At 63.1% G+C, this 17,526-nt stretch carries 19 protein-coding genes and 1 tRNA gene; 6 read left to right on the top strand and 14 right to left on the bottom strand.

Translation table 11 applies throughout. The features are described 5' to 3' along the window. Window positions 1-17: 17 nt before the first annotated feature. From rlmH to AC6HZP_RS23765, 10 genes are all read right to left on the bottom strand, one after another. Complete coding sequence (gene rlmH / locus AC6HZP_RS23810; protein ID WP_497524846.1) at window positions 18-497, bottom strand: 23S rRNA (pseudouridine(1915)-N(3))-methyltransferase RlmH; 480 nt, start codon at window positions 495-497, stop codon at window positions 18-20. 10 nt (window positions 498-507) lie between these two features. Continuing rightward, window positions 508-894, bottom strand: a complete 387-nt coding sequence (rsfS, locus tag AC6HZP_RS23805) for a ribosome silencing factor (RefSeq protein WP_244669667.1) — start codon at window positions 892-894, stop codon at window positions 508-510. A gap of 168 nt (window positions 895-1,062) precedes the next feature. Beyond that, a complete protein-coding gene (locus tag AC6HZP_RS23800) occupies window positions 1,063-1,731 on the bottom strand; it encodes a nicotinate-nucleotide adenylyltransferase (protein WP_497524845.1) in 669 nt (222 codons plus the stop codon). Then, window positions 1,728-3,020 carry a glutamate-5-semialdehyde dehydrogenase gene (locus AC6HZP_RS23795; protein ID WP_497524844.1) on the bottom strand — a complete coding sequence of 431 codons (1,293 nt, stop codon included), beginning with the start codon at window positions 3,018-3,020 and terminating at the stop codon, window positions 1,728-1,730. The genes AC6HZP_RS23800 and AC6HZP_RS23795 overlap by 4 nt, the downstream gene beginning before the upstream one ends. 9 nt (window positions 3,021-3,029) lie before the next feature. Beyond that, complete coding sequence (gene proB, locus AC6HZP_RS23790; protein ID WP_201401385.1) at window positions 3,030-4,187, bottom strand: glutamate 5-kinase; 1,158 nt, start codon at window positions 4,185-4,187, stop codon at window positions 3,030-3,032. A 72-nt stretch (window positions 4,188-4,259) separates the two neighbouring features. Beyond that, window positions 4,260-5,303, bottom strand: coding sequence for a GTPase ObgE (obgE, locus tag AC6HZP_RS23785; RefSeq protein ID WP_201401384.1), 1,044 nt, complete (start codon window positions 5,301-5,303; stop codon window positions 4,260-4,262). Further along, window positions 5,300-5,839 (bottom strand): GNAT family N-acetyltransferase, encoded by a 540-nt coding sequence (locus tag AC6HZP_RS23780; protein ID WP_201401383.1) that lies wholly within the window; start codon window positions 5,837-5,839, stop codon window positions 5,300-5,302. The genes obgE and AC6HZP_RS23780 overlap by 4 nt, the downstream gene beginning before the upstream one ends. After that, window positions 5,829-6,464 carry a GNAT family N-acetyltransferase gene (locus AC6HZP_RS23775; RefSeq protein WP_497524843.1) on the bottom strand — a complete coding sequence of 212 codons (636 nt, stop codon included), beginning with the start codon at window positions 6,462-6,464 and terminating at the stop codon, window positions 5,829-5,831. The genes AC6HZP_RS23780 and AC6HZP_RS23775 overlap by 11 nt, the downstream gene beginning before the upstream one ends. A 126-nt stretch (window positions 6,465-6,590) precedes the next feature. Further along, window positions 6,591-6,863, bottom strand: a complete 273-nt coding sequence (rpmA, locus tag AC6HZP_RS23770; RefSeq protein ID WP_018183092.1) for a 50S ribosomal protein L27 — start codon at window positions 6,861-6,863, stop codon at window positions 6,591-6,593. Between the two features lie 46 nt (window positions 6,864-6,909). Then, entirely contained in the window at window positions 6,910-7,572 is a 663-nt protein-coding gene (locus AC6HZP_RS23765) for a 50S ribosomal protein L21 (protein WP_497524842.1), read from the bottom strand. Window positions 7,573-8,355: 783 nt separating this feature from the next. Between AC6HZP_RS23765 and AC6HZP_RS23760 the strand changes: the two genes are divergently transcribed. Next, window positions 8,356-8,445 (top strand) — tRNA-Ser (locus tag AC6HZP_RS23760). A 137-nt stretch (window positions 8,446-8,582) separates the two neighbouring features. On the opposite strand, the gene AC6HZP_RS23755 is transcribed toward AC6HZP_RS23760, so the two are convergent. Beyond that, window positions 8,583-9,251, bottom strand: a complete 669-nt coding sequence (locus AC6HZP_RS23755; protein WP_497524841.1) for a hypothetical protein — start codon at window positions 9,249-9,251, stop codon at window positions 8,583-8,585. 112 nt (window positions 9,252-9,363) lie between these two features. Next, window positions 9,364-10,059, bottom strand: a complete 696-nt coding sequence (locus AC6HZP_RS23750; protein ID WP_497524840.1) for a DUF6998 domain-containing protein — start codon at window positions 10,057-10,059, stop codon at window positions 9,364-9,366. Window positions 10,060-10,172: 113 nt separating this feature from the next. Here AC6HZP_RS23750 and AC6HZP_RS23745 point away from each other — a divergent pair, with 113 nt between their 5' ends. The 5 genes from AC6HZP_RS23745 to AC6HZP_RS23725 all read left to right on the top strand — a co-directional run bounded on the left by AC6HZP_RS23745 (window position 10,173) and on the right by AC6HZP_RS23725 (window position 15,569). Continuing rightward, window positions 10,173-10,400, top strand: a complete 228-nt coding sequence (locus AC6HZP_RS23745; protein ID WP_497524839.1) for a hypothetical protein — start codon at window positions 10,173-10,175, stop codon at window positions 10,398-10,400. A gap of 88 nt (window positions 10,401-10,488) precedes the next feature. Then, window positions 10,489-11,481 (top strand): site-specific integrase, encoded by a 993-nt coding sequence (locus tag AC6HZP_RS23740; RefSeq protein ID WP_497524838.1) that lies wholly within the window; start codon window positions 10,489-10,491, stop codon window positions 11,479-11,481. Window positions 11,482-12,443: 962 nt separating this feature from the next. Then, the gene (locus tag AC6HZP_RS23735; protein WP_497524837.1) at window positions 12,444-13,640 is read left to right on the top strand and encodes a hypothetical protein; all 1,197 of its coding nucleotides are present in this window, start codon (window positions 12,444-12,446) and stop codon (window positions 13,638-13,640) included. 317 nt (window positions 13,641-13,957) lie between these two features. Beyond that, a complete protein-coding gene (locus AC6HZP_RS23730; protein ID WP_497524836.1) occupies window positions 13,958-14,284 on the top strand; it encodes a hypothetical protein in 327 nt (108 codons plus the stop codon). Between the two features lie 520 nt (window positions 14,285-14,804). Further along, window positions 14,805-15,569, top strand: a complete 765-nt coding sequence (locus tag AC6HZP_RS23725; protein ID WP_497524835.1) for a VIT1/CCC1 transporter family protein — start codon at window positions 14,805-14,807, stop codon at window positions 15,567-15,569. A gap of 622 nt (window positions 15,570-16,191) precedes the next feature. Here the strand turns inward: AC6HZP_RS23725 and AC6HZP_RS23720 are convergent. Both AC6HZP_RS23720 and AC6HZP_RS23715 read right to left on the bottom strand, forming a co-directional pair. Next, window positions 16,192-16,530, bottom strand: coding sequence for a hypothetical protein (locus tag AC6HZP_RS23720; protein ID WP_497524834.1), 339 nt, complete (start codon window positions 16,528-16,530; stop codon window positions 16,192-16,194). 400 nt (window positions 16,531-16,930) lie between these two features. Next, entirely contained in the window at window positions 16,931-17,410 is a 480-nt protein-coding gene (locus AC6HZP_RS23715) for a hypothetical protein (protein ID WP_497524833.1), read from the bottom strand. Window positions 17,411-17,526 lie beyond the last annotated feature (116 nt).

Here is a 17,526-nt window from a genome sequence, read left to right as displayed (position 1 = left end):
GGCCGAAGCGCGACCGTTCATTCGCGATGATAGGGGTGGCCGGAGAGAATCGTCATCGCCCGGTAGACCTGCTCCGCCAGCAGCATCCGCACGATCTGGTGCGGCCAGGTCATCGCCCCGAAGGCGAGCTTCAGGTCGGCCCGCTTGCGGATCGCCTCGCCATGGCCGTCCGGGCCGCCGATGGCGAAGACGAGATCGCGCGCGCCCTGGTCGCGCCAGTCGCCGACGCGCTTGGCGAAGGCGGCGCTGGACGGGGTCTCGCCCCGTTCGTCGAGCGCCACCAGGATGGCGCCGTCCGGCAGGGCGGCGAGCAGGGTGGTCGCCTCCTGCGCCATGCGCTCGTCGGCGCGGGCAGCGCGGCTTTCCACGAATTCGCGGACGGAAAGGGTGAGGCCGAGCCCGCGCCCGGCCTGCGAGGCCCTGTCGACATAGCGATCAACCAGCGCGCGATCGGGGCCGGCCTTGAGCCGACCCACGGCGGCGATCAGGATGCGCATCGTGCGGCCGTCAGGTCCCGGGCAGGTCCCGCGCCTTGGCAGCGGCAGTCGCCGCCTGGGGCTCGTCCGCCGACCACATCTTCTCGAGATTGTAGAAGGAGCGGACTTCGGGCCGGAAGATGTGCACGATCACGTCTCCGGCGTCGAGCAGCACCCAATCGCAATGGGGCACGCCCTCGACGCGCGCGACGCGGCCGCCGGCCAGCGTGAGATCGCGGCTGAGATGCTCGGCGATCGCGCTGACATGGCGCTGCGAACGGCCAGACGCGACTACCATGTAGTCGGCCAGCGCCGATTTGCCCGCGATGTCGATGGAGACGATGTCCTCCGCCTTCGAGTCATCGAGGCTGGAGAGGATCGCTGTGAGAGCGTCGTTCGCCGCAATCTGCCGGCGCACGGCCACTCGGTGAGGCGCGCGTTCGATTGCGCCCTCAGGCTGCATTGCCGTCGTCAGTGGTCAGTCCTTTCGCCATTTGGCGTGCTTGGCCTTCTGTTGGCCGGGAGCGAGACGCTCCGCGCGACGGTATCGTCGCAAAGATTACATAGGCACGTCGCTGTGGCGCTTTCAAGACGCCGGGGCGCCGTTCCGGCGTTTGGCGCGCAGTTCCGTCGAAGAAAGCGCGATGCGCGGCCCGTGCAGGTAGGTCCAGGCCGGTGTCGGGGCCGTGGCAAGCCGCTCGGCGTCGCGTTCGGGCAATCGGAAGCGCCGGAGCGCGATCGCCGCCGGTGCGGCGGGACCGGTGAAGGTGCTGCCCGGCCGGTCATAGATCGCGATCGGCATCAGCTCGGCGATGCGGCGCCAGTCGCGCCAGCGGTGGAACTGGCGCAGATTGTCGCCGCCCATCAGCCAGACGAGGTCGACCCCCGGCAGCCGGTCCTTCAGGATGGCGAGCGTATCGGCGGTAAAGCGCGACTTCAGCGTCGCCTCGATGGCGGTGACGTGGATCTTCGGATGCCGCGCCATGTCGCGCGCCGCCGCCACCCGGCGTCCGAGCTGGTCCGGCGCGTGGCCCTTGAGCGGATTGCCCGGCGTCACCAGCCACCAGACGGCATCGAGCTTCAGCCGGTTCAGCGCCATCAGGCTCACCAGCAGGTGGCCCTGATGCGGCGGATCGAAGGATCCGCCGAACAGGCCGATGCGCTGGCCGGGCGCCGCATAGGGCAGCTTCAGGGCCGAACGCAGCGCCGGATCGATCTTGCCTCCCGCCGTCTCGCTCCCCCCGTCCGAGCTCACGGCCGCGTCTGCCCCGCGCCGCTGACGCGGTATTTGAACGAGGTCAGCTGCTCCAGGCCGACGGGGCCGCGCGCATGCATGCGGCCCGTCGCGATGCCGATCTCGCCGCCGAAGCCGAACTCGCCGCCATCGGCGAACTGGGTCGAGGCATTGTGCACGACGATGGCGGAATCGACCTCGGCCTGGAAGCGCGCGGCGGCGGCCTCGTCCGTCGTGATGATGCCGTCGGTATGGTGCGAGCCATAGGTCTCGATATGGTCGATCGCCTCGTCGAGACCGGAGACGACCTTCACCGAGAGGATCGCGTCGAGATATTCGGTCGACCAGTCTGCCTCGGTCGCGGGCGTGGCGGCCGGGAAGCGCTCGCAGACCTCGCGGTCGCCCCGGATGGCGCAACCCGCCGCGACGAGCGCGTCGAGGATCGGCACCAGATGGGTGTCGAGGATGGCGCGGTCGATCAGCATGGTCTCGGTGGCGCCGCAGACGCCGGTGCGGCGCATCTTGCCGTTGACCAGCAGCGTCTTCGCCATGGCGAGGTCGGCGCCGGAGTGGACATAGAGATGCACGATCGCCTCGAGATGGGCGAAGACCGGCACGCGCGCCTCTTCCTGGACGCGGGCGACCAAACTCTTGCCACCGCGCGGCACGATCACGTCGATGGCGCCGTCGAGGCCGGACAGCATGGCGCCGACGGCGGCGCGATCGCGGGTCGGCACGATCTGGATGGCGTCGGCGGGGAGGCCCGCGGCGACCAGGCCCTCGGCCAGCGCGGCGTGGATGGCGGTCGACGAATGGAACGAATCCGAGCCGCCGCGCAGGATCACGACATTGCCGGCCTTGAGGCAGAGCGCGCCGGCGTCGGCTGTGACGTTGGGACGGCTCTCATAGATGACGCCGATGACGCCGAGCGGCGTGCGGACGCGCTCGAGATGCAGGCCATTCGGCCGGTCCCAGGCGGAGATCACCGTGCCGACGGGGTCGGGCAGGGTGGCGATCTCGTCGATCGCCGCCGCGATGCCCTCGATCCGGGCCGGCGTCAGGGTGAGGCGGTCGAGGAAGGAGGCGAGCGCGCCTTCCGTCTGCATCGCCGCGACATCCTTGGCGTTGGCGGCGAGGATGTCGCCGGCCCGGGCGCGGATGGCCGCTGCCATGGCGGTCAGCGCGGCGTTCTTCTGCGCCGTCGGCGCCAGCGCCAGGCGGCGGGCGGCGGCGCGGGCGCGGCGGCCGATATCCAGCATCACGGCTTCGACCGTATCGGTCTCGCTGTCGCGGAGGAGGGATGTGGTCATCTTGCTATCCTATTCGCCGCGGAGCGCCATGTCGTCGCGATGGACCATCGCGGCGCGCCCAGCAAAGCCGAGAATCGTTTCGATTTCCTTGGTATTGCGGCCGGCGATCCGCTCGGCGTCGGCCGCGTCATAGGCGACGAGGCCGCGCGCGATCTCCTCGCCGCTCGGCCCCTGCACGATGATCGCGTCGCCGCGCTGGAACCGGCCCTCGACCCGGCGCACACCGGCCGGCAGCAGGCTCTTGCCCGAGCGCAGCGCCCGGATCGCGCCGTCGTCGATCACCAGCACGCCGCGCGTCTCCAGATGGCCGGAGATCCACTTCTTCCGCGCGGTGACCGGGTTTACCTCGGGCAGGAACCAGGTCGCCTGCGCGCCGTCGGCAATGCGCTTCAACGGGTTCAGCGGCTTGCCGAGCGCGATCAGCATGGCAGCGCCGGCGACGGTGGCGATCTTCGCCGCCTCGACCTTGGTCTTCATGCCGCCGCGCGAGAATTCAGAGCCGGCGCCGCCGGCCATCGCCTCGATCTCCGCCGTGATGCGCTCGACGACGGGAATGAAGGTGGCGTTGGGATCGGTGTGCGGCGGCGCTGTGTAGAGCCCATCGATGTCGGAGAGCAGCACCAGCAGGTCGGCGCCCATCATCGAGGCGACGCGGGCGGCGAGGCGATCATTGTCGCCATAGCGGATCTCGCTGGTCGCGACCGTATCGTTCTCGTTGATCACCGGGATCGCGCCGAGCTTCAGCAGCGTGCCGATGGTCGAGCGGGCGTTCAGATAGCGCCGCCGCTCCTCGGTATCGCCGAGCGTCAGCAGGATCTGCCCGGCCTTCAGATCATGCCGGCCGAGCATCTCGGAATAGGCCCGCGCCAGCGCGATCTGGCCGACGGCGGCCGCCGCCTGGCTCTCCTCGAGCTTCAGCGCGCCCTTGGGCAGGCCGAGCACGCCGCGGCCGAGCGCGATGGCGCCGGACGAGACCAGCAGCACCTCGCGGCCGCCCGACGCCAGCGCCGCGACGTCGTCGACGAAGGCCGACAGCCAGTCCTCGCGCAATCTGCCGGTCGTCCGGTCGACCAGCAGCGCCGAACCGACCTTGACGACGATGCGGCGAAAATTCTCCGGCTTGAGCTTAGCCGCGATGTCGGCGGTCTGTTCCGCGATCCTGCTCATGGTGTCTGTGCTCTTCGATCCGATGGGGGCGGTCCCCCGTTGCAAGGCTCAATGCGGTAAGGCGATTGAGCTTCACGGTCGCCAGGGCTCGTCCTTGGCGCTCGGATGCAGGTTCGGGTCTTCCAGCTTGCCCTCGTCGATGATGCGCCCGATCGTGCGCAGCGCGCCTTCCATGCCGACGCGGGTGGCGGCGGAAAGGACGAGCGGCGTCTGCCCGCAGGCCTTGGCCAGCTCGCGCTTCACCCGGTCGAGCTGGTCTTCCGGAATGGAGTCCGCCTTGGAGAGCGCCACCACTTCGCGCTTCTCGGCCAGCACGTCGCCATAGGCGTCGAGCTCGCCGCGCACGACGCGATAGGCCTCGGCCGGATCTTCCTGCGTGCCGTCGACCAGATGCAGCAGCACGCGGCAGCGCTCGACATGGCCGAGGAAGCGGACGCCGAGGCCGATGCCCTCATGCGCGCCCTCGATCAGGCCGGGAATGTCGGCGAGCACGAATTCGCGGCCATCGCTGCGCACGACGCCGAGGTTCGGATGCAGCGTGGTGAAGGGATAATCGGCGATCTTCGGCTTCGCGGCGGTGACGGCGGCGAGGAAGGTCGACTTGCCGGCGTTCGGCAGGCCGACCAGGCCGGCGTCGGCGATCAGCTTCAGGCGCAGCCAGATCCAGCGCTCCAGCCCCTCGAGGCCGGGATTGGCCCGGCGCGGCGCCTGGTTGGTCGAGGTCTTGAAATGGGCGTTGCCGAAGCCGCCATTGCCGCCCTTGGCGAGCAGGAAGCGCTCGCCGATGCGCGTCATGTCGGCGATCAGCGTCTCGCCGTCCTCGTCATAGATCTGCGTGCCGACGGGCAGCTTGAGCGTGACGTCGTCGCCCTTGCCGCCGGCGAGGTTGCGCCCCATGCCGTGCACGCCGACCTTGGCCTTGAAATGCTGCTGGTAGCGATAGTCGATCAGCGTGTTCAGGCCGTCGACGCACTCGGCCCAGACGTCGCCGCCCCGGCCGCCGTCGCCGCCATCCGGCCCGCCGAACTCGATGAACTTTTCCCGACGAAACGAGACGCAGCCTGCGCCGCCGTCGCCGGAGCGGATGTAGACCTTGGCTTCGTCGAGAAATTTCATGTTTTCAACTCGTAGTGACGCGCGCGCGTCAGGGCTGTGTCGATATGCGCAAGATCGCGGCCGAGCGCAAGGTTATGCTGGATCGAACGACCGATGATCTCGAATCCGAGCCGCTTCTGGATGGCGAGCGAGCGCTCGTTGCCCTCGAACACGCCGGACTGGATCTCGATTATGTCGGGATCGTCGAAGGTATCCTCGACGAGCGCCGCCGCCGCCTCGCTCATGTAGCGATTGCCCCAGTGCTCCCGCGCCAGCCAGTAGCCGAGCACGGGCCGCGGGCCGGCGTCGCGCAGCGAGATCAGCCCGATCATGCCGCCGCGATCGATGGCGTAGACCTGCTCGGCGCTGACCGGCCGCTGCGCCCGTTCCCAGGCGAGGAAACGCAGCGCCTCGTCGAGGCTGTAGGGATAGGGCACGCGCGCCAGCCAGCGCGTCACCTCGTAATCGCTGAGGCCGGACACGATGGCGGGGCCGTCGCCGGGCCGGAGCGGGCGCAGCAACACGTTGGCCGTCTGGATCGTCTTCTCAGGCAGCATGGCTCGTATCGTCATCATCGCTCGCCCTCCCCGGATCGGGGTTGCTCGTCCGTCTCATGTCGGGGGCGGCTGTCGCGCCCCAGGATTTCAGGCTCTGCCAGATGCCGCGCTCGAGCACGAAATGCTCGACCGGCACGGCGCCGCGCGCCGCGAGCGACCGCACCATGCCGGTATCGCGGAACTGGAAGCCGCATTTCGCAGCCACCCGTCGCGCCGGGCCGTTGGTGACGCGGACCGAGCACCAGAGCCGCTCGACGGCGCCCGCCTCGAAGGCGTGGTCGACCGCCGCATGGGCGATCTCGGTGCCGAAACCCTGGCCCCAGTGCTCCTCGGCGACGAAGAAGGAGAGGTCGTGGCCGCCGGGCCGGGTGGCGCTCGGCCGGTGGCAGCCGGCGCCGATCACCATGCCCGTCCGCCGCGACACGGCGATATGGGCGACGATGCCGGCCCCGGCGCGCATGAAGGGATGGGGGCCGGCCACGAGATGGCTCGCGATGCGCGGATTGTCGATCATCGCGGCGAGCATCGCCGCATCGTCCGTCCTGGGGCGTCGGAGCATGAGCCGCGCCGTCAGGACGCTCCGTTCTTCGTCTTCGCTTGCCTCGTCCGCATCATGGTCCCGCATTGGTGCCTCCCATCGGGCCAAAGAAAAAGGGGAGATGGTGCCCCATCTCCCCTTGATCACTTGCGGATCATTTGCCGTTCGGTCGGCCGGGTCTGATGCGACACCGGCGTTCCTTGGAAATGCCGGTTATTCTGCAGCCTCCAGCGCCGCCGGGGCGACGGAGACGTAGGTACGGCCGTTGGCTTTCTTACGGAAGGATACGTGTCCGTCCGTGGTGGCGAAGATCGTGTGATCCTTGCCGAGGCCAACGCCGGTGCCCGGATGCCATTGCGTCCCGCGCTGGCGCAGGATGATGTTGCCGGAAATGACGGCTTCGCCGCCGAACTTCTTGACGCCGAGACGGCGACCCGCGGAATCGCGACCGTTGCGCGAGGAACCGCCTGCCTTTTTGTGTGCCATGATCGAACTCCTGATCCGTTGTTAGGGGCGCGCTAGGAAGCGCGGCTCACCGATCTTCGCCAGACTTCAGCTCAGCCTGGTCGATCTTGGCGCGCGGCGGCTTGCCGGCGAGAAGCTCGGAGGCCTGCTGGACCCACTCTTCGCGAACAACCCGGCCACGCAGGGCGAGTTCTTCATCATACTTGGCGATGTCGGCATCGGTCCAGGCAGCAATCTGCTCCCAGGAGGTGATGCCGGCGGCGCGCAGCTTCTTCTCGATGGTCGGGCCGATGCCCGAGATCAGCGAGAGGTTGGAGCTGTCGAGCCCGCCTGCGAGCGCTGCCGGCGCGACGTCGGTCGCGGGTGCTGCGACCTTGGCCTTTGCCTTCGTGGCCTTCTTGCCGGAAGCCTTGGCGCCGTCGGTCAGGATCTCGTGGATCCGGACGAGGGTCAGGCTCTGGCGATGGCCGCGGCTGCGCTTCGAATTCTGGCGGCGACGCTTCTTGAAGACGAGGATCTTGCGCGTGCGGAACTGCTCGATGATCTCGCCCGAGACCGTGGCGCCGGCCACGAGCGGGGCACCGACGGTGACGCCATTGTCGCCGCCGACGAGAAGGATCTCCTCGAAGGTCACCAGGTCGCCGGGGGCGCCGGTCAGAAGCTCGACTTCGATCTGGTCGTTGGCGGCAACCTGGTACTGCTTGCCACCGGTCTTAATGACTGCGAACATTGTTCTTTCCGTTGTTCAGCTCGACCTCGAGGATCGGCTTCTTCAGTCAGGGTTTCATGAAATGGAAATGGCGCAGCCCAAAAGCCGCGCCGCCATTCGGCCCGCATCTATAGGGACAGCCCGCCCGCTGTCAAGCGAAACCGCCCCTTTCGCGCCCCAAAATCCTTGTCGCGCGCAAGCATTGACGGTCCTCAGGCGGCAGTTCGGTGATATCGGAAAGCCCGCGCGGGGCGGAAGGCGCGTTGCGCGTTTGGGGGGGTGGGAACCCGATTTGAACGGAAGACCAACGGAGGTTGGGAGCTTGGCGATCTGCCGGGCTGTCGGGGTGCCCTAACGTCATGCGTCTCGTCCTGGCCGGAGGCTGAACCCGGCCTAGCGGGATCGAGGCGTCGCTGGGGCGCTTGGCGACGTTCTACGATCCTTCCTGATCTCTGGCAAAGATGGTTGCCGTGCTGCCGGGCATGGCGGGTGCCAGGAGGGCGACGGCATTCAGGCCTTCCCGAGGGAAGGCGAGGCGCTTGGCTCGGAGCGCCGTGTTGTCGGCAGGCGTCGGCCCCGCGGCCTCTTGGGCCGGGCACCCGTGGGCCGGGCACCCGTGCGAAAGCCTGGGCGGCATGAGGGGAACACATTCGCGCTCCCGTCGCCCCGATCGACAGGCCTGGTGGCCGGATCGCCACGGGAGAGGCGAACTTCATCCACAAGACGTGGGAAAGGATTCGAAGCCCCTTGTCATCCTCCGCCGACCCATGTATCAGGCCAATCGCGCCGATTGAGCGCCACCGCGGAGAGGTGGCAGAGTGGTCGATTGCACCGCACTCGAAATGCGGCATACTCGCAAGGGTATCGGGAGTTCGAATCTCCCCCTCTCCGCCATTTAAACAATTGATATTATTGGGTTTTTGGCCGTTTGCGAGATACGCAGAGCGGCTTTTGGCGTTCGCCTGGTTAAGCGGATGTCGCGAGGGCCACGACCGAGGCACTTTGGTGGTTCTGGATGTCGGTTGGGTCGGCTACTTCGCACGTGTCACGTGCCAAAGGCCGTCACTGCTAGAAGCTGTCCCTTTCGGGTTGCAACGTGTAGGCGCCAAAAAACGCTTCGGGTCTCCGAATAAGTCGAGATCCACATGAGGGAGTTTTTTGCCGTCTTCGTCCGAAAAAGCTGGATCCCTGCGGGGGTCGCGAGTTTTGCCATCGGAATTCGGTGATGTCAGGGCCAGGATGATGCGCGGCGGAACGTAGCCGTCGCGGCTGCCACTCTTCACTGTGGGCGAAAACTCCTTCCACTCGCTCAACCGTCCACGCTTTCGGGACATCTGTTCAGTATCCCAGCCTGTGACCCCCTTGGCTTCAACAAGAATGATCGTCCGGTCGAAGGCAACGACGAAATCAAAGTCCTCTTGAGTCCCTCGGATCAGGCAATCGGGATTGTCGATTGGTTTCGATGCGGTCCCATCGGCCTTGCTATCGAGAAGCAGAGCGCCGAACAGCCAGTCTATATGGTAGTCGAGTGCCCACCAGGCATCCGCGGGAATGTCAGTGTTCGTTGCTCGACCGAGCTCCTGCCGGAACGATTTTGAGAGGAGCAGTTCCTGGCCCGTCTCACCCAGCGCATTGCGTATGAGCCAATAGCGCTCCTTACGGTTGAAGAGCTTAAGGCACTCCACAAGCGTCCGTGTCATTCGCTGTTCCCCCCGGTATCAGCGTTTTCTCCTGTGCATCCTTGCACGGCTGTCGGGGATCGCAAGCTAAGTTGCCCTTATGGCGATGCAGATCGCGGCCTAGGCCGTGAATCTATCGAGAGGCGCGTCTCACGTTGATGGTGCGAATGACGTCCGCACCGAGCTGCTGCGTGTTCTTTAATCCGCCCTTCGAGTTGACCAGATCCACGCCGATCTCCGTCGCGATCGGTCTCAGCAGTGTCTTCACAGCTTCCGGCACGGCCTCGCCATGGCGATAGATCCGGATCGCACCACTTTCGTATTGGACGATGTCGAGATCGGCGATTGAGGCGCGAGCCGTGATCTCCAGATCCTCAACCGGTCGCGGTTCCTTTTTTCCGCTACTGATCGGATAGACGAGCTTGCCGCCCTGGGCGCGTAGGAGCGGCGCGGCGTCCAGGACTGAGGTGTCGAGCAGCTCTTCGACCGAGACGCCCTTTTCGTCGTCAACGTTGACCCGCAGCACCATGATCCGGTCGACGTGGTGGAAGGTGTTCTGATTGAAGCTGACATGGGTCGAGGACGTGATCGTCTTGACCGATATCCGTTCATTGTCTGCGGATACGACATCATATCCGTGCTGGTTGGTGTCGAGGGCCATCTGCCCGCGCGTGATCATGGCGGCGTAGAGCTCGCCGATCCGTCCGGTCAGGTGATTGAGTTCGCCAGGACTTACACCCCAGCTGATTTCCTTCTCGAACCAGGAGAGAGCTTCAGCGAGCGACTGGATGATCTGAACCTGGGTCAGGGTCGGCTTGTCGGAGTTCATGGCTCTCGTTCTGCAGGTGGACCGCGAGGACCAGTCCTTGGCACCCCTCCAACCCCGTCCTAGCACGTTCGGAAGCGCAACCGGCAGTCGGTTCGCAACTGGAGAGTGCTACAATGTATGCCTTGCTGCTCAGCGTATTTGTCTTTGAGGGACGAGCACCCCAGGTCGTGGTGATGCCGTTCGTCCAGTCCATGTCGCACTGCCAGAGTATGCGGACTAATCAGCCTGACGCGATCCAGGATGGCATGAAGATCGTCTCGATCTGCTACCCGCTGGACAGCGACAAAATCGAGTCTCTCCGTTTCAGCGCTGATACGGCTCTGAAGGGCATAGTCGACTGACCTGTATCCCCAGCCAAGCCTCCGGAATGTGCCTTGGACGGCCTCCGGGGGCGTCCTACGCAATGTGCTCAATGACCAGGAGCACAACGTGGCGACGATCCGGAAACTCAGAGGTAGATGGCAGGCTCAGGTGCGCAGGCGTGGCACGAAGCCTCGCGCCAAGAGCTTCGATACGAAGACCGAGGCCGAAGCCTGGGCACGCGCGCTGGAAGCCGTGGTCGACAAGCACGGCCTGGCTCCAGACACCAAGATCCTCGAGTCCACCACGCTCGGGGATCTGCTCAAGCGCTACCGGGAAGAGGTCTCGCCGACCAAGCGTGGCGCTCCTCAGGAGATCCAGCGTATCGGCGTCCTGGAGCGTCACGAGATCGCCTACCGGACGCTGGTTGGCCTGTCTCCAGCAGACATGTCGTCGTTCCGCGATGAGCGTCTCGCCTCGGTCAGTCCCGCGACGACGCTCCGAGAGATGGCGATCCTCTCCCACGTCATTGAAGTCGCGATCCGGGATTGGGGATATCCGCTCGGTCGCAACGTCGCCAAGCTAGTCCGTCGACCGAGCGTCAAGAACGAGCGCAAGCGTCGTCTCCAGAACGACGAGGAACAACGCCTCCTGGTCGCCTGCGAAGGGGGTAAGACGCCCTATCTCCGGACACTGCTGATCCTCGCCATCGAGACCGGAATGCGTCGTGGCGAGCTTCTCGGGCTCACCTGGAGCGATCTCTCGCACAATCGTCGCGTGATCACGTTGGATTTGACTAAGAACGGTGAGAGCCGCGAGGTGCCTCTTTCGCAGCGTGCGTTCGACGCGCTGGTGAGCTGGAAGGCGAACGCCAATCCGGACGAGCCGTGCATCTTCCCGATGTCGACAGGATCGCTGGAGCAAGCTTGGCGACGTCTCTTGGTCAGAGCTGGGATCGAGGCGCTCCGCTTCCATGACCTCCGCCACGAGGGCGTCAGCCGCCTTTTCGAGCTCGGTTTGAACGTCATCGAAGTCTCGACCATCAGTGGTCACAAGGAGCTCCGGATGCTCCGCCGCTACTCGCACCTCTCCGCCGACAACCTGGTGGCGCGACTGGGATAGGGGAACGAAGGACCTAGAAGAGGGCAAGGGATTTCGACGGGATGCACTTTGCGCCCGCGAGCTCCCGAGATCCAAACCTCCCATTCCTCTGAAGAGGACGTGCGAGTCTTCCCGATCTCGCTGTTACGTATGGTAATCCTGTCAACCAAGTGTCAACTTGGCAACTGAAAATCGCGTTCCAATGGACCTGAAAATGACCACTCTCGTAGGTCATCCACGAGAATGTCCCCCAAAACGCGACACTAAGTTTACGTTTGGTTGACACAGGTTGACAAAAATCGCCGTTTTTCGCTTTTTACCCATTCTGTCAACCAAACGTAAAGCAGCGTGCCGGGTGGCGCCTCGAGCGTGCATTTCCGGGGTCGTTGCAACGACTGTAGGCTGGCGACGGCATCTAGACGGATCGGCGAATAGCTATTTCCCGGACTCGCTTTCGTCGGTAATCCGTAGGGCTGCTAGCTCCAGCGCTCGACAGCGACGTTATGCCGTTGGCTCGCTCTCAAGCCAGGTCGCTAAAAGCGGCTCTGGCTGATGCGGCATTGAGTGCTGGGCGGAGCTATCTGCCGTCCTTGCGGCTCGCCTGTTGTTTGACGGATGAGGCGCTGGTCGGGAGTTCCGTGTTCATCCGTGCCATCAGTCCTCCTGTCACGACAGCGGGGGAACCGAGCTGGACAGCCTCTGGAGAATGAGAGCCAGGACGGACGGTATGGCTGCACGATCCGGTGTGTGCTGCTACATCGCCGGGAATCGTCAGAGAGAGTCACTGGCGGGTTCCTTCGCGCGCAGCACAGATTGTCGCGCCGGCGACGGGATCTCGCCTGGTGCGCTTTAGAATTGATCTGCGGTGCACCGGGCAACTAGCCGTGGAGAACCGCCTGTTTCTTCCACGCTGCTCGACGCTTGCCCGGCCTCCGTGAGCCGGATAGGGGATCCTTGCCCTGTGTCTTTCGTCGGAACCTCATGTGACGATTTCAATTCCCCTGTTTGCCGTAAAGACCAAGCTGGATCTCGGGCGATTAGCTTACCGGAAGGTGCCCATCGCAAATATTCAGCGACGGTTAGCAGGCCGGTATGCGCTGGAGCCTGAAATCGCTCTGGACGACTATTCCTGCCGAGCAGTGATCGACTGGCTGTCGCTTCGCCTATCGCTGGGGAGGGAGACGCAGCACCAATGGCTGCAAAATGAGGTCAAAGCGGTCCTGGGCAAAGCTAGCCACATCAAGGCGCTTGAGGAGAGACTAGGTGGGGTGTCGGATCAGTTTGAGATTCGAGTGCAGGAGCCGAAACTGGATGAGGTCCGGCGCCTCTGTCAGCGGATCCAAGATAAGTTCGGCCTGCTGAATCATCCGGTCGTTGGGGAGATCGAAATCAGTGTCGATTTCACCCCCAAAATACCGGACGATGCAGCCCGCGCAAAGCTATTCCGAGTCCTGATGCACCACTTTGAGCCGCCGCGAGATGTCATCGCCCATTTGAGGGATCGTCCGCGATTTGCGTTCGGAACCGGAGCGGGGGCGACCGTTGGTGTCCTTGGCTTTTCCAAGGCTTCTCACAGCAGGAACGATCACTTCCTTATCTCAACAACGACTGATCGTCTGCCCTATGTGGACGCCACCTACTATGTCGGCTCCAAAGAGGCCGGTAGTCGCTGGCGCATAATGGACAAGGTCGTCGACCGTCAAAATCGATCCGCCGGAACTCAGCGCCATCTGCCAGACGCTGAGAAGCGCGTTCGCATTGAGGTAACGCTCTCTCGCCTAGAGCTGGCAGCAATGAACCTCAACCACTTCGCCGATCTCAAAACATTTTCTTTTTCGCGTCTTCAAGCCAGGGCGTTCAGTTTCTGCCTGCCTACATTCGGTTCGGGAGGAGTTGACCTCCTTGCATCGATCTCTGCCTGGCGAGATCGGCAGCGTGCAGAGAAATTCTCGAAGACCGGAGTGGTTGGGCTTAAGGCCATGGACGGCGCACTCGAGCGACAGAGAGAAGCCATCCGGCGAGAGGCTCGAAGCGACTTCCGTCAGCGTGGACTGATCATGAAGCCGTTGCCTCGCTTTGGTAATGGTGCGTCCGGCACGTTTGTCGCCTACCAGGAGATGAACAAACGTGTTGGTGTGGCGCTGCGTCATTTAGGTGAACGGGTTGCGTCGTCGTTCTAGGGCTGAGAGAGGCTATTTGCTTTAAGGGTGGTCATGGAGAAGGGTCTAAAGAATAGCTGTCTGTAGGCTAAGACAAGTTATTAGGTCCGGACGGTCGTGCGGAGCATCTTTCTCGGCAGTCCCTGTCAATTATCCATTTCAAAGCGACGCTACTCGGTAGGAAAAAGTTGCGGATTGCGCGGCTGCTGAGCTTCGCGCGGTAGGCCTGCCCGCCATACTGCCGCAGGAGAAAAACGCGTCCGGAAACAGGTAGAGTGCGAAGGGTCGAAGGAGAGCGTCGGTAGCGCGAGGAAGAGCAGGCATGGCAGGCGCGAGCCATGGAGCTTGCCGGCGCCGGCAAGACCGAAGCCGAAATCGGTAAAGAGCGCAAGGCTTGGGATACCGTCAAGCAGCAGAAGGAACGACGGAAACAGAGCGAGATTCAAGCCAGGCAGGCGCGCGAGGAAAAGCTAAGGCTGGAGCGTGAAATGGATCTCGGTGAACAGAACCAGCAGCACGAACGCCAGTGCGAGAAAGCCCGTGAAGCGGCCGATCTTCTCCGCAACACCCTCGGCAAGGACTTTGAAGCCTTCCGCTCTCTTATGGCTGATGCGAGCGGGCGCGAGTTCATCGAAGCAGTGCTTGCCGGCCCTCCCGGACAGTAGAGCTCCGACTAGCGCCGCTGTTAACACAAAAGGTCCACCGCTCACCACGGCGGGCCTTCGCGCTATGCTTACGGCGCGCGCCCGTAAGGTTGCTAGACTATCGGCCCAAATTGTCTGCGGTGACTCAGGGCTGGCTCGGCGTTCCAGGCGCTGTCTGATAGCTGCGATGGCGCTGGTGCTCGCCAGTGAGCTTCCCTGAGTCGGTAATCGCTATCTGGCGTCGGGCAGATGAAGTCCGAACGATCGATCATATGGCCACATTGCCGCCCATTGCAGACTTCAGCGCTGGCTCCGAGCTGCAGATGCTGTCCGGTAGCTGTGGTCGCGCTGGTTCTCGCCAGTGCTCTCCCTTGAGTCGGCAATCGCAGCTCTATGCCCTAGGAGATGCTGATTGTTCAGACCATCCGGTTCTGTGTATGGGCTGGTCGACATGCGCGCCTTGCGCTGTTCCAATGATCGCCGGTCCGTCGAACCGACGCGAGCTCGCCAAGTCTCTGGACCAGGAAACGATAGACCGCCCATGCGCTATTCTTCTGAGGGAACATCAACGGATAAAGCGAGGCCGGGTAGGAAGGCGAGCCTGACTGCGGTTGTTTCCGCCTGGCTACAGCGGCTGCATTTAATGGCGACGGACCGAGCCTTTCATCGCAACCTGGCGTTGGCAGCCAATGACGGCATCATTGCAACGGCTGGCATACTGGAGGGCTTCACCGGCGCTGGTGCCAATGACGCCACGTTGATCATGGCGGCACTGGCGGCGACCGTTGCAGGGATGCTCACTGCCGGAGGTGCCAAATGGACCGAAGTGGCGACGGAACGCGACGCACAATTAAGAGCCTTGGATGAAGAAAGGGCGGAGATCAAAATTCATCCTGCTACCGAACTATCCGAGCTCGCCGCCTACTATCAAAAGAAGGGATTGAGCCAAGATTTGGCCCATCAGGTCGCGAAGGAGCTGATGATGCGCTCCCCACTCAAGGCTCAGTTGGAGAGCGAACATCACATTCTCGACGTGCTGTCTCGGGCCGATGTAATCCAGGCAAGTGTTGGATCGACGGTTGCCTACGGGCTCGGCGCGGCTATTCCCTTCGCGATTACCGTTGTCGTCCCTGTCCGCCTGGAGACAGGGCTCATTCTGGCTGCCGTGGTAGCGTCGCTCACAATCACATCGATACTGGGCGCTCGTGCCGGGCATATGAGCATGTCGAACACCCTCATCCGCTCTCTTGTCATTGGCATAGGCACGATTGGAGTCAGTTACTTCGTAGGCCAGATTGTCTTTTAGGGAAGGCAATCCTGACGAATGCTGTCAGCGGGCGTGGCCCGGGGCATGCGGGCCGATGCGCTGAAACCCCCGATTTGGCCGCCGACGGAATGGCAGCTTTCGGAGCGAGGCTATGGGCGATGATGCTGCCCCGTAGATCGCGAGAAATCGTCGACGGTGACTCAGGGTTGGCTCGGTGCTCCAGATGCTGTCCAGTAGATGCGATGGCTTTGCTGCTCGCCAGTGAGCTTCCCTGACTCGGCAATCGATATGCGGACAATCAGGAAGCTTCGCCTCCTGGCGTGCGACCCTGGCCATGGTAGGCGCCAGATCGGAGCGACGGCGAGAGTTTGGGCTGCTAGCCTGCATGTCCCGCCAATGCGATTCAGCCTGGAATTCTGCCGGTTTGCGGAGGCCTCACTACAGCTGGGCGTATGACTTCAATGCCTTCTCTGGCGAGAGTTCGATCGAACGTCTTCTGTTGTTGCGCGTAAAATCCCCAGTTGCTGAAGACGCCCTGGGGCCTTTTCTCAAGAGGAAGCTTAGCCTTTTCCTCCGCGACGAACGCAGACAATCGTAGGTGATATTCCCTCTCCGTGATCGCTTTCATATCGTTCCTCGCTGCGACTTGTTGGCCTACGTCCTATTGACTTGGATCTGCTCCGAAGGCGCTGCTTCGGTGGAAATAGAGCGTCTCGTTCTCTTCGGTCACGGAATAGTGCCCTTCGAGCCGCTTTGCCAAACGATGCGCCATCCAGCGATAGATTGGCTTCTTGCGATCGGTCGACGCCTCAAGTCGAAACATATAAGGCCGTTCGTTGAATACCCATTCAAGAAGAACGCTTCGTGCCGCCTTGAAGACCGGGAATGCCGATCGAAAATAGTCTCCATCCTCAATTGAAACGACGTCCTCATCGTCGAACCAGAAGTGAGGATTATACCGCCGCTTCCTCGTTCCGCCGCCTGCGATGTAGAAGATCACGGCTGATCCCGGGACAGCCTGGAAATTAAAAGTCATGCCATCGACCACGAACTTCCGTTCGAAGAGGCGGGCATGAATTCGATGGCCTTGGACCACGTTGATACACCCCAGATCTCGACATTCTATGTGAGTTCTATTCCGACGAGCAATCTACTAAGTGCTCATCGCCGCCGCGAGGAGAGCGCGTCTGACAGTCAAGAGCTTACGGCTGAGCAACTTGCGGCTCTCAAATTCACCTGAAAGCAGTCGGGCCCTACTAGTTGAAAGGATCGCTTGTGGCGATTCGAGGCTGGCTCCGCGCTCCAGATTCTGTCCGGGTAGCTGCGATGGCGCTGGTGCTCGCCAGCGAGCTCCCCTGACTCGGCAATTGGCATTCTGGCTATTCTGTTCGGTTTGATCTCTATGGCGCTCCTCCTGGAAGCGCTGCGATATCGACACCTGCGGCTTGGAGTCGTTTCCTAGCAGCCGTCACCACCTCGTCGTCGAACTGGTCGGAATGTCGGAGAACGATTGCCTCTCCGGTCAGCTCAGGCATCTTTCGTTCGAGCAGCATGGAAAACCCCTCTGTGCTCTTTGCGCTCATTGCCCAGTCTCGCAGCGTCTGAACCTCGCCGACCCGTGCAACCTTCTGTCTCGTGCGGGCGAGCCGCGTGGTCTTGCCCCTCTCATCGGAAAGGACGTGTTCGAACGCGTGGATGGTTTTCCAGAAATCATGGGCCACAGTGCCTGGCTCTTCCTTCGGCAAGATGGACACCAGCTTTCGGAAAGCAGCGTCGGCGATGTCTGGTCGAGCGGCCCGGCGCGCATTGGCGATCCACGAGCGCAACTTGTCAGCGTCGTCGCAGTCTTCGATCTGAGCGAGAAGCGTAGTATGATCCATATGGAATTCTCCCTTGTGTCTGTCGCCATGCTGTCAGCATTGGACCAATATCGTCAGGCATTTTCGACCATCTCGTTGCGACCGCTCCTCACCGCGTATGATCCTACTTCGCCATT

Source organism: Kaistia sp. SLG-1, from assembly GCF_059699055.1.
The sequence above is the reverse complement of the archived record's forward strand: the minus strand, read 5'-3'. Positions and strand labels throughout refer to the sequence as shown.

Bases quoted from the DNA above. Each gene is read 5' to 3' on its own strand.
- AC6HZP_RS23745 (WP_497524839.1), top strand. From the start codon at position 10,173: ATGTATGCCTTGCTGCTCAGCGTATTTGTCTTTGAGGGACGAGCACCC.
- AC6HZP_RS23775 (WP_497524843.1), bottom strand. From the start codon at position 6,464: ATGCGGGACCATGATGCGGACGAGGCAAGCGAAGACGAAGAACGGAGC.
- AC6HZP_RS23730 (WP_497524836.1), top strand. From the start codon at position 13,958: ATGGAGCTTGCCGGCGCCGGCAAGACCGAAGCCGAAATCGGTAAAGAG.
- rpmA (WP_018183092.1), bottom strand. From the start codon at position 6,863: ATGGCACACAAAAAGGCAGGCGGTTCCTCGCGCAACGGTCGCGATTCC.
- AC6HZP_RS23765 (WP_497524842.1), bottom strand. From the start codon at position 7,572: ATGTTCGCAGTCATTAAGACCGGTGGCAAGCAGTACCAGGTTGCCGCC.
- AC6HZP_RS23715 (WP_497524833.1), bottom strand. From the start codon at position 17,410: ATGGATCATACTACGCTTCTCGCTCAGATCGAAGACTGCGACGACGCT.
- AC6HZP_RS23795 (WP_497524844.1), bottom strand. From the start codon at position 3,020: ATGACCACATCCCTCCTCCGCGACAGCGAGACCGATACGGTCGAAGCC.
- AC6HZP_RS23750 (WP_497524840.1), bottom strand. From the start codon at position 10,059: ATGAACTCCGACAAGCCGACCCTGACCCAGGTTCAGATCATCCAGTCG.
- AC6HZP_RS23725 (WP_497524835.1), top strand. From the start codon at position 14,805: ATGCGCTATTCTTCTGAGGGAACATCAACGGATAAAGCGAGGCCGGGT.
- AC6HZP_RS23780 (WP_201401383.1), bottom strand. From the start codon at position 5,839: ATGCTGCCTGAGAAGACGATCCAGACGGCCAACGTGTTGCTGCGCCCG.
- obgE (WP_201401384.1), bottom strand. From the start codon at position 5,303: ATGAAATTTCTCGACGAAGCCAAGGTCTACATCCGCTCCGGCGACGGC.
- AC6HZP_RS23755 (WP_497524841.1), bottom strand. From the start codon at position 9,251: ATGACACGGACGCTTGTGGAGTGCCTTAAGCTCTTCAACCGTAAGGAG.
- rlmH (WP_497524846.1), bottom strand. From the start codon at position 497: ATGCGCATCCTGATCGCCGCCGTGGGTCGGCTCAAGGCCGGCCCCGAT.
- proB (WP_201401385.1), bottom strand. From the start codon at position 4,187: ATGAGCAGGATCGCGGAACAGACCGCCGACATCGCGGCTAAGCTCAAG.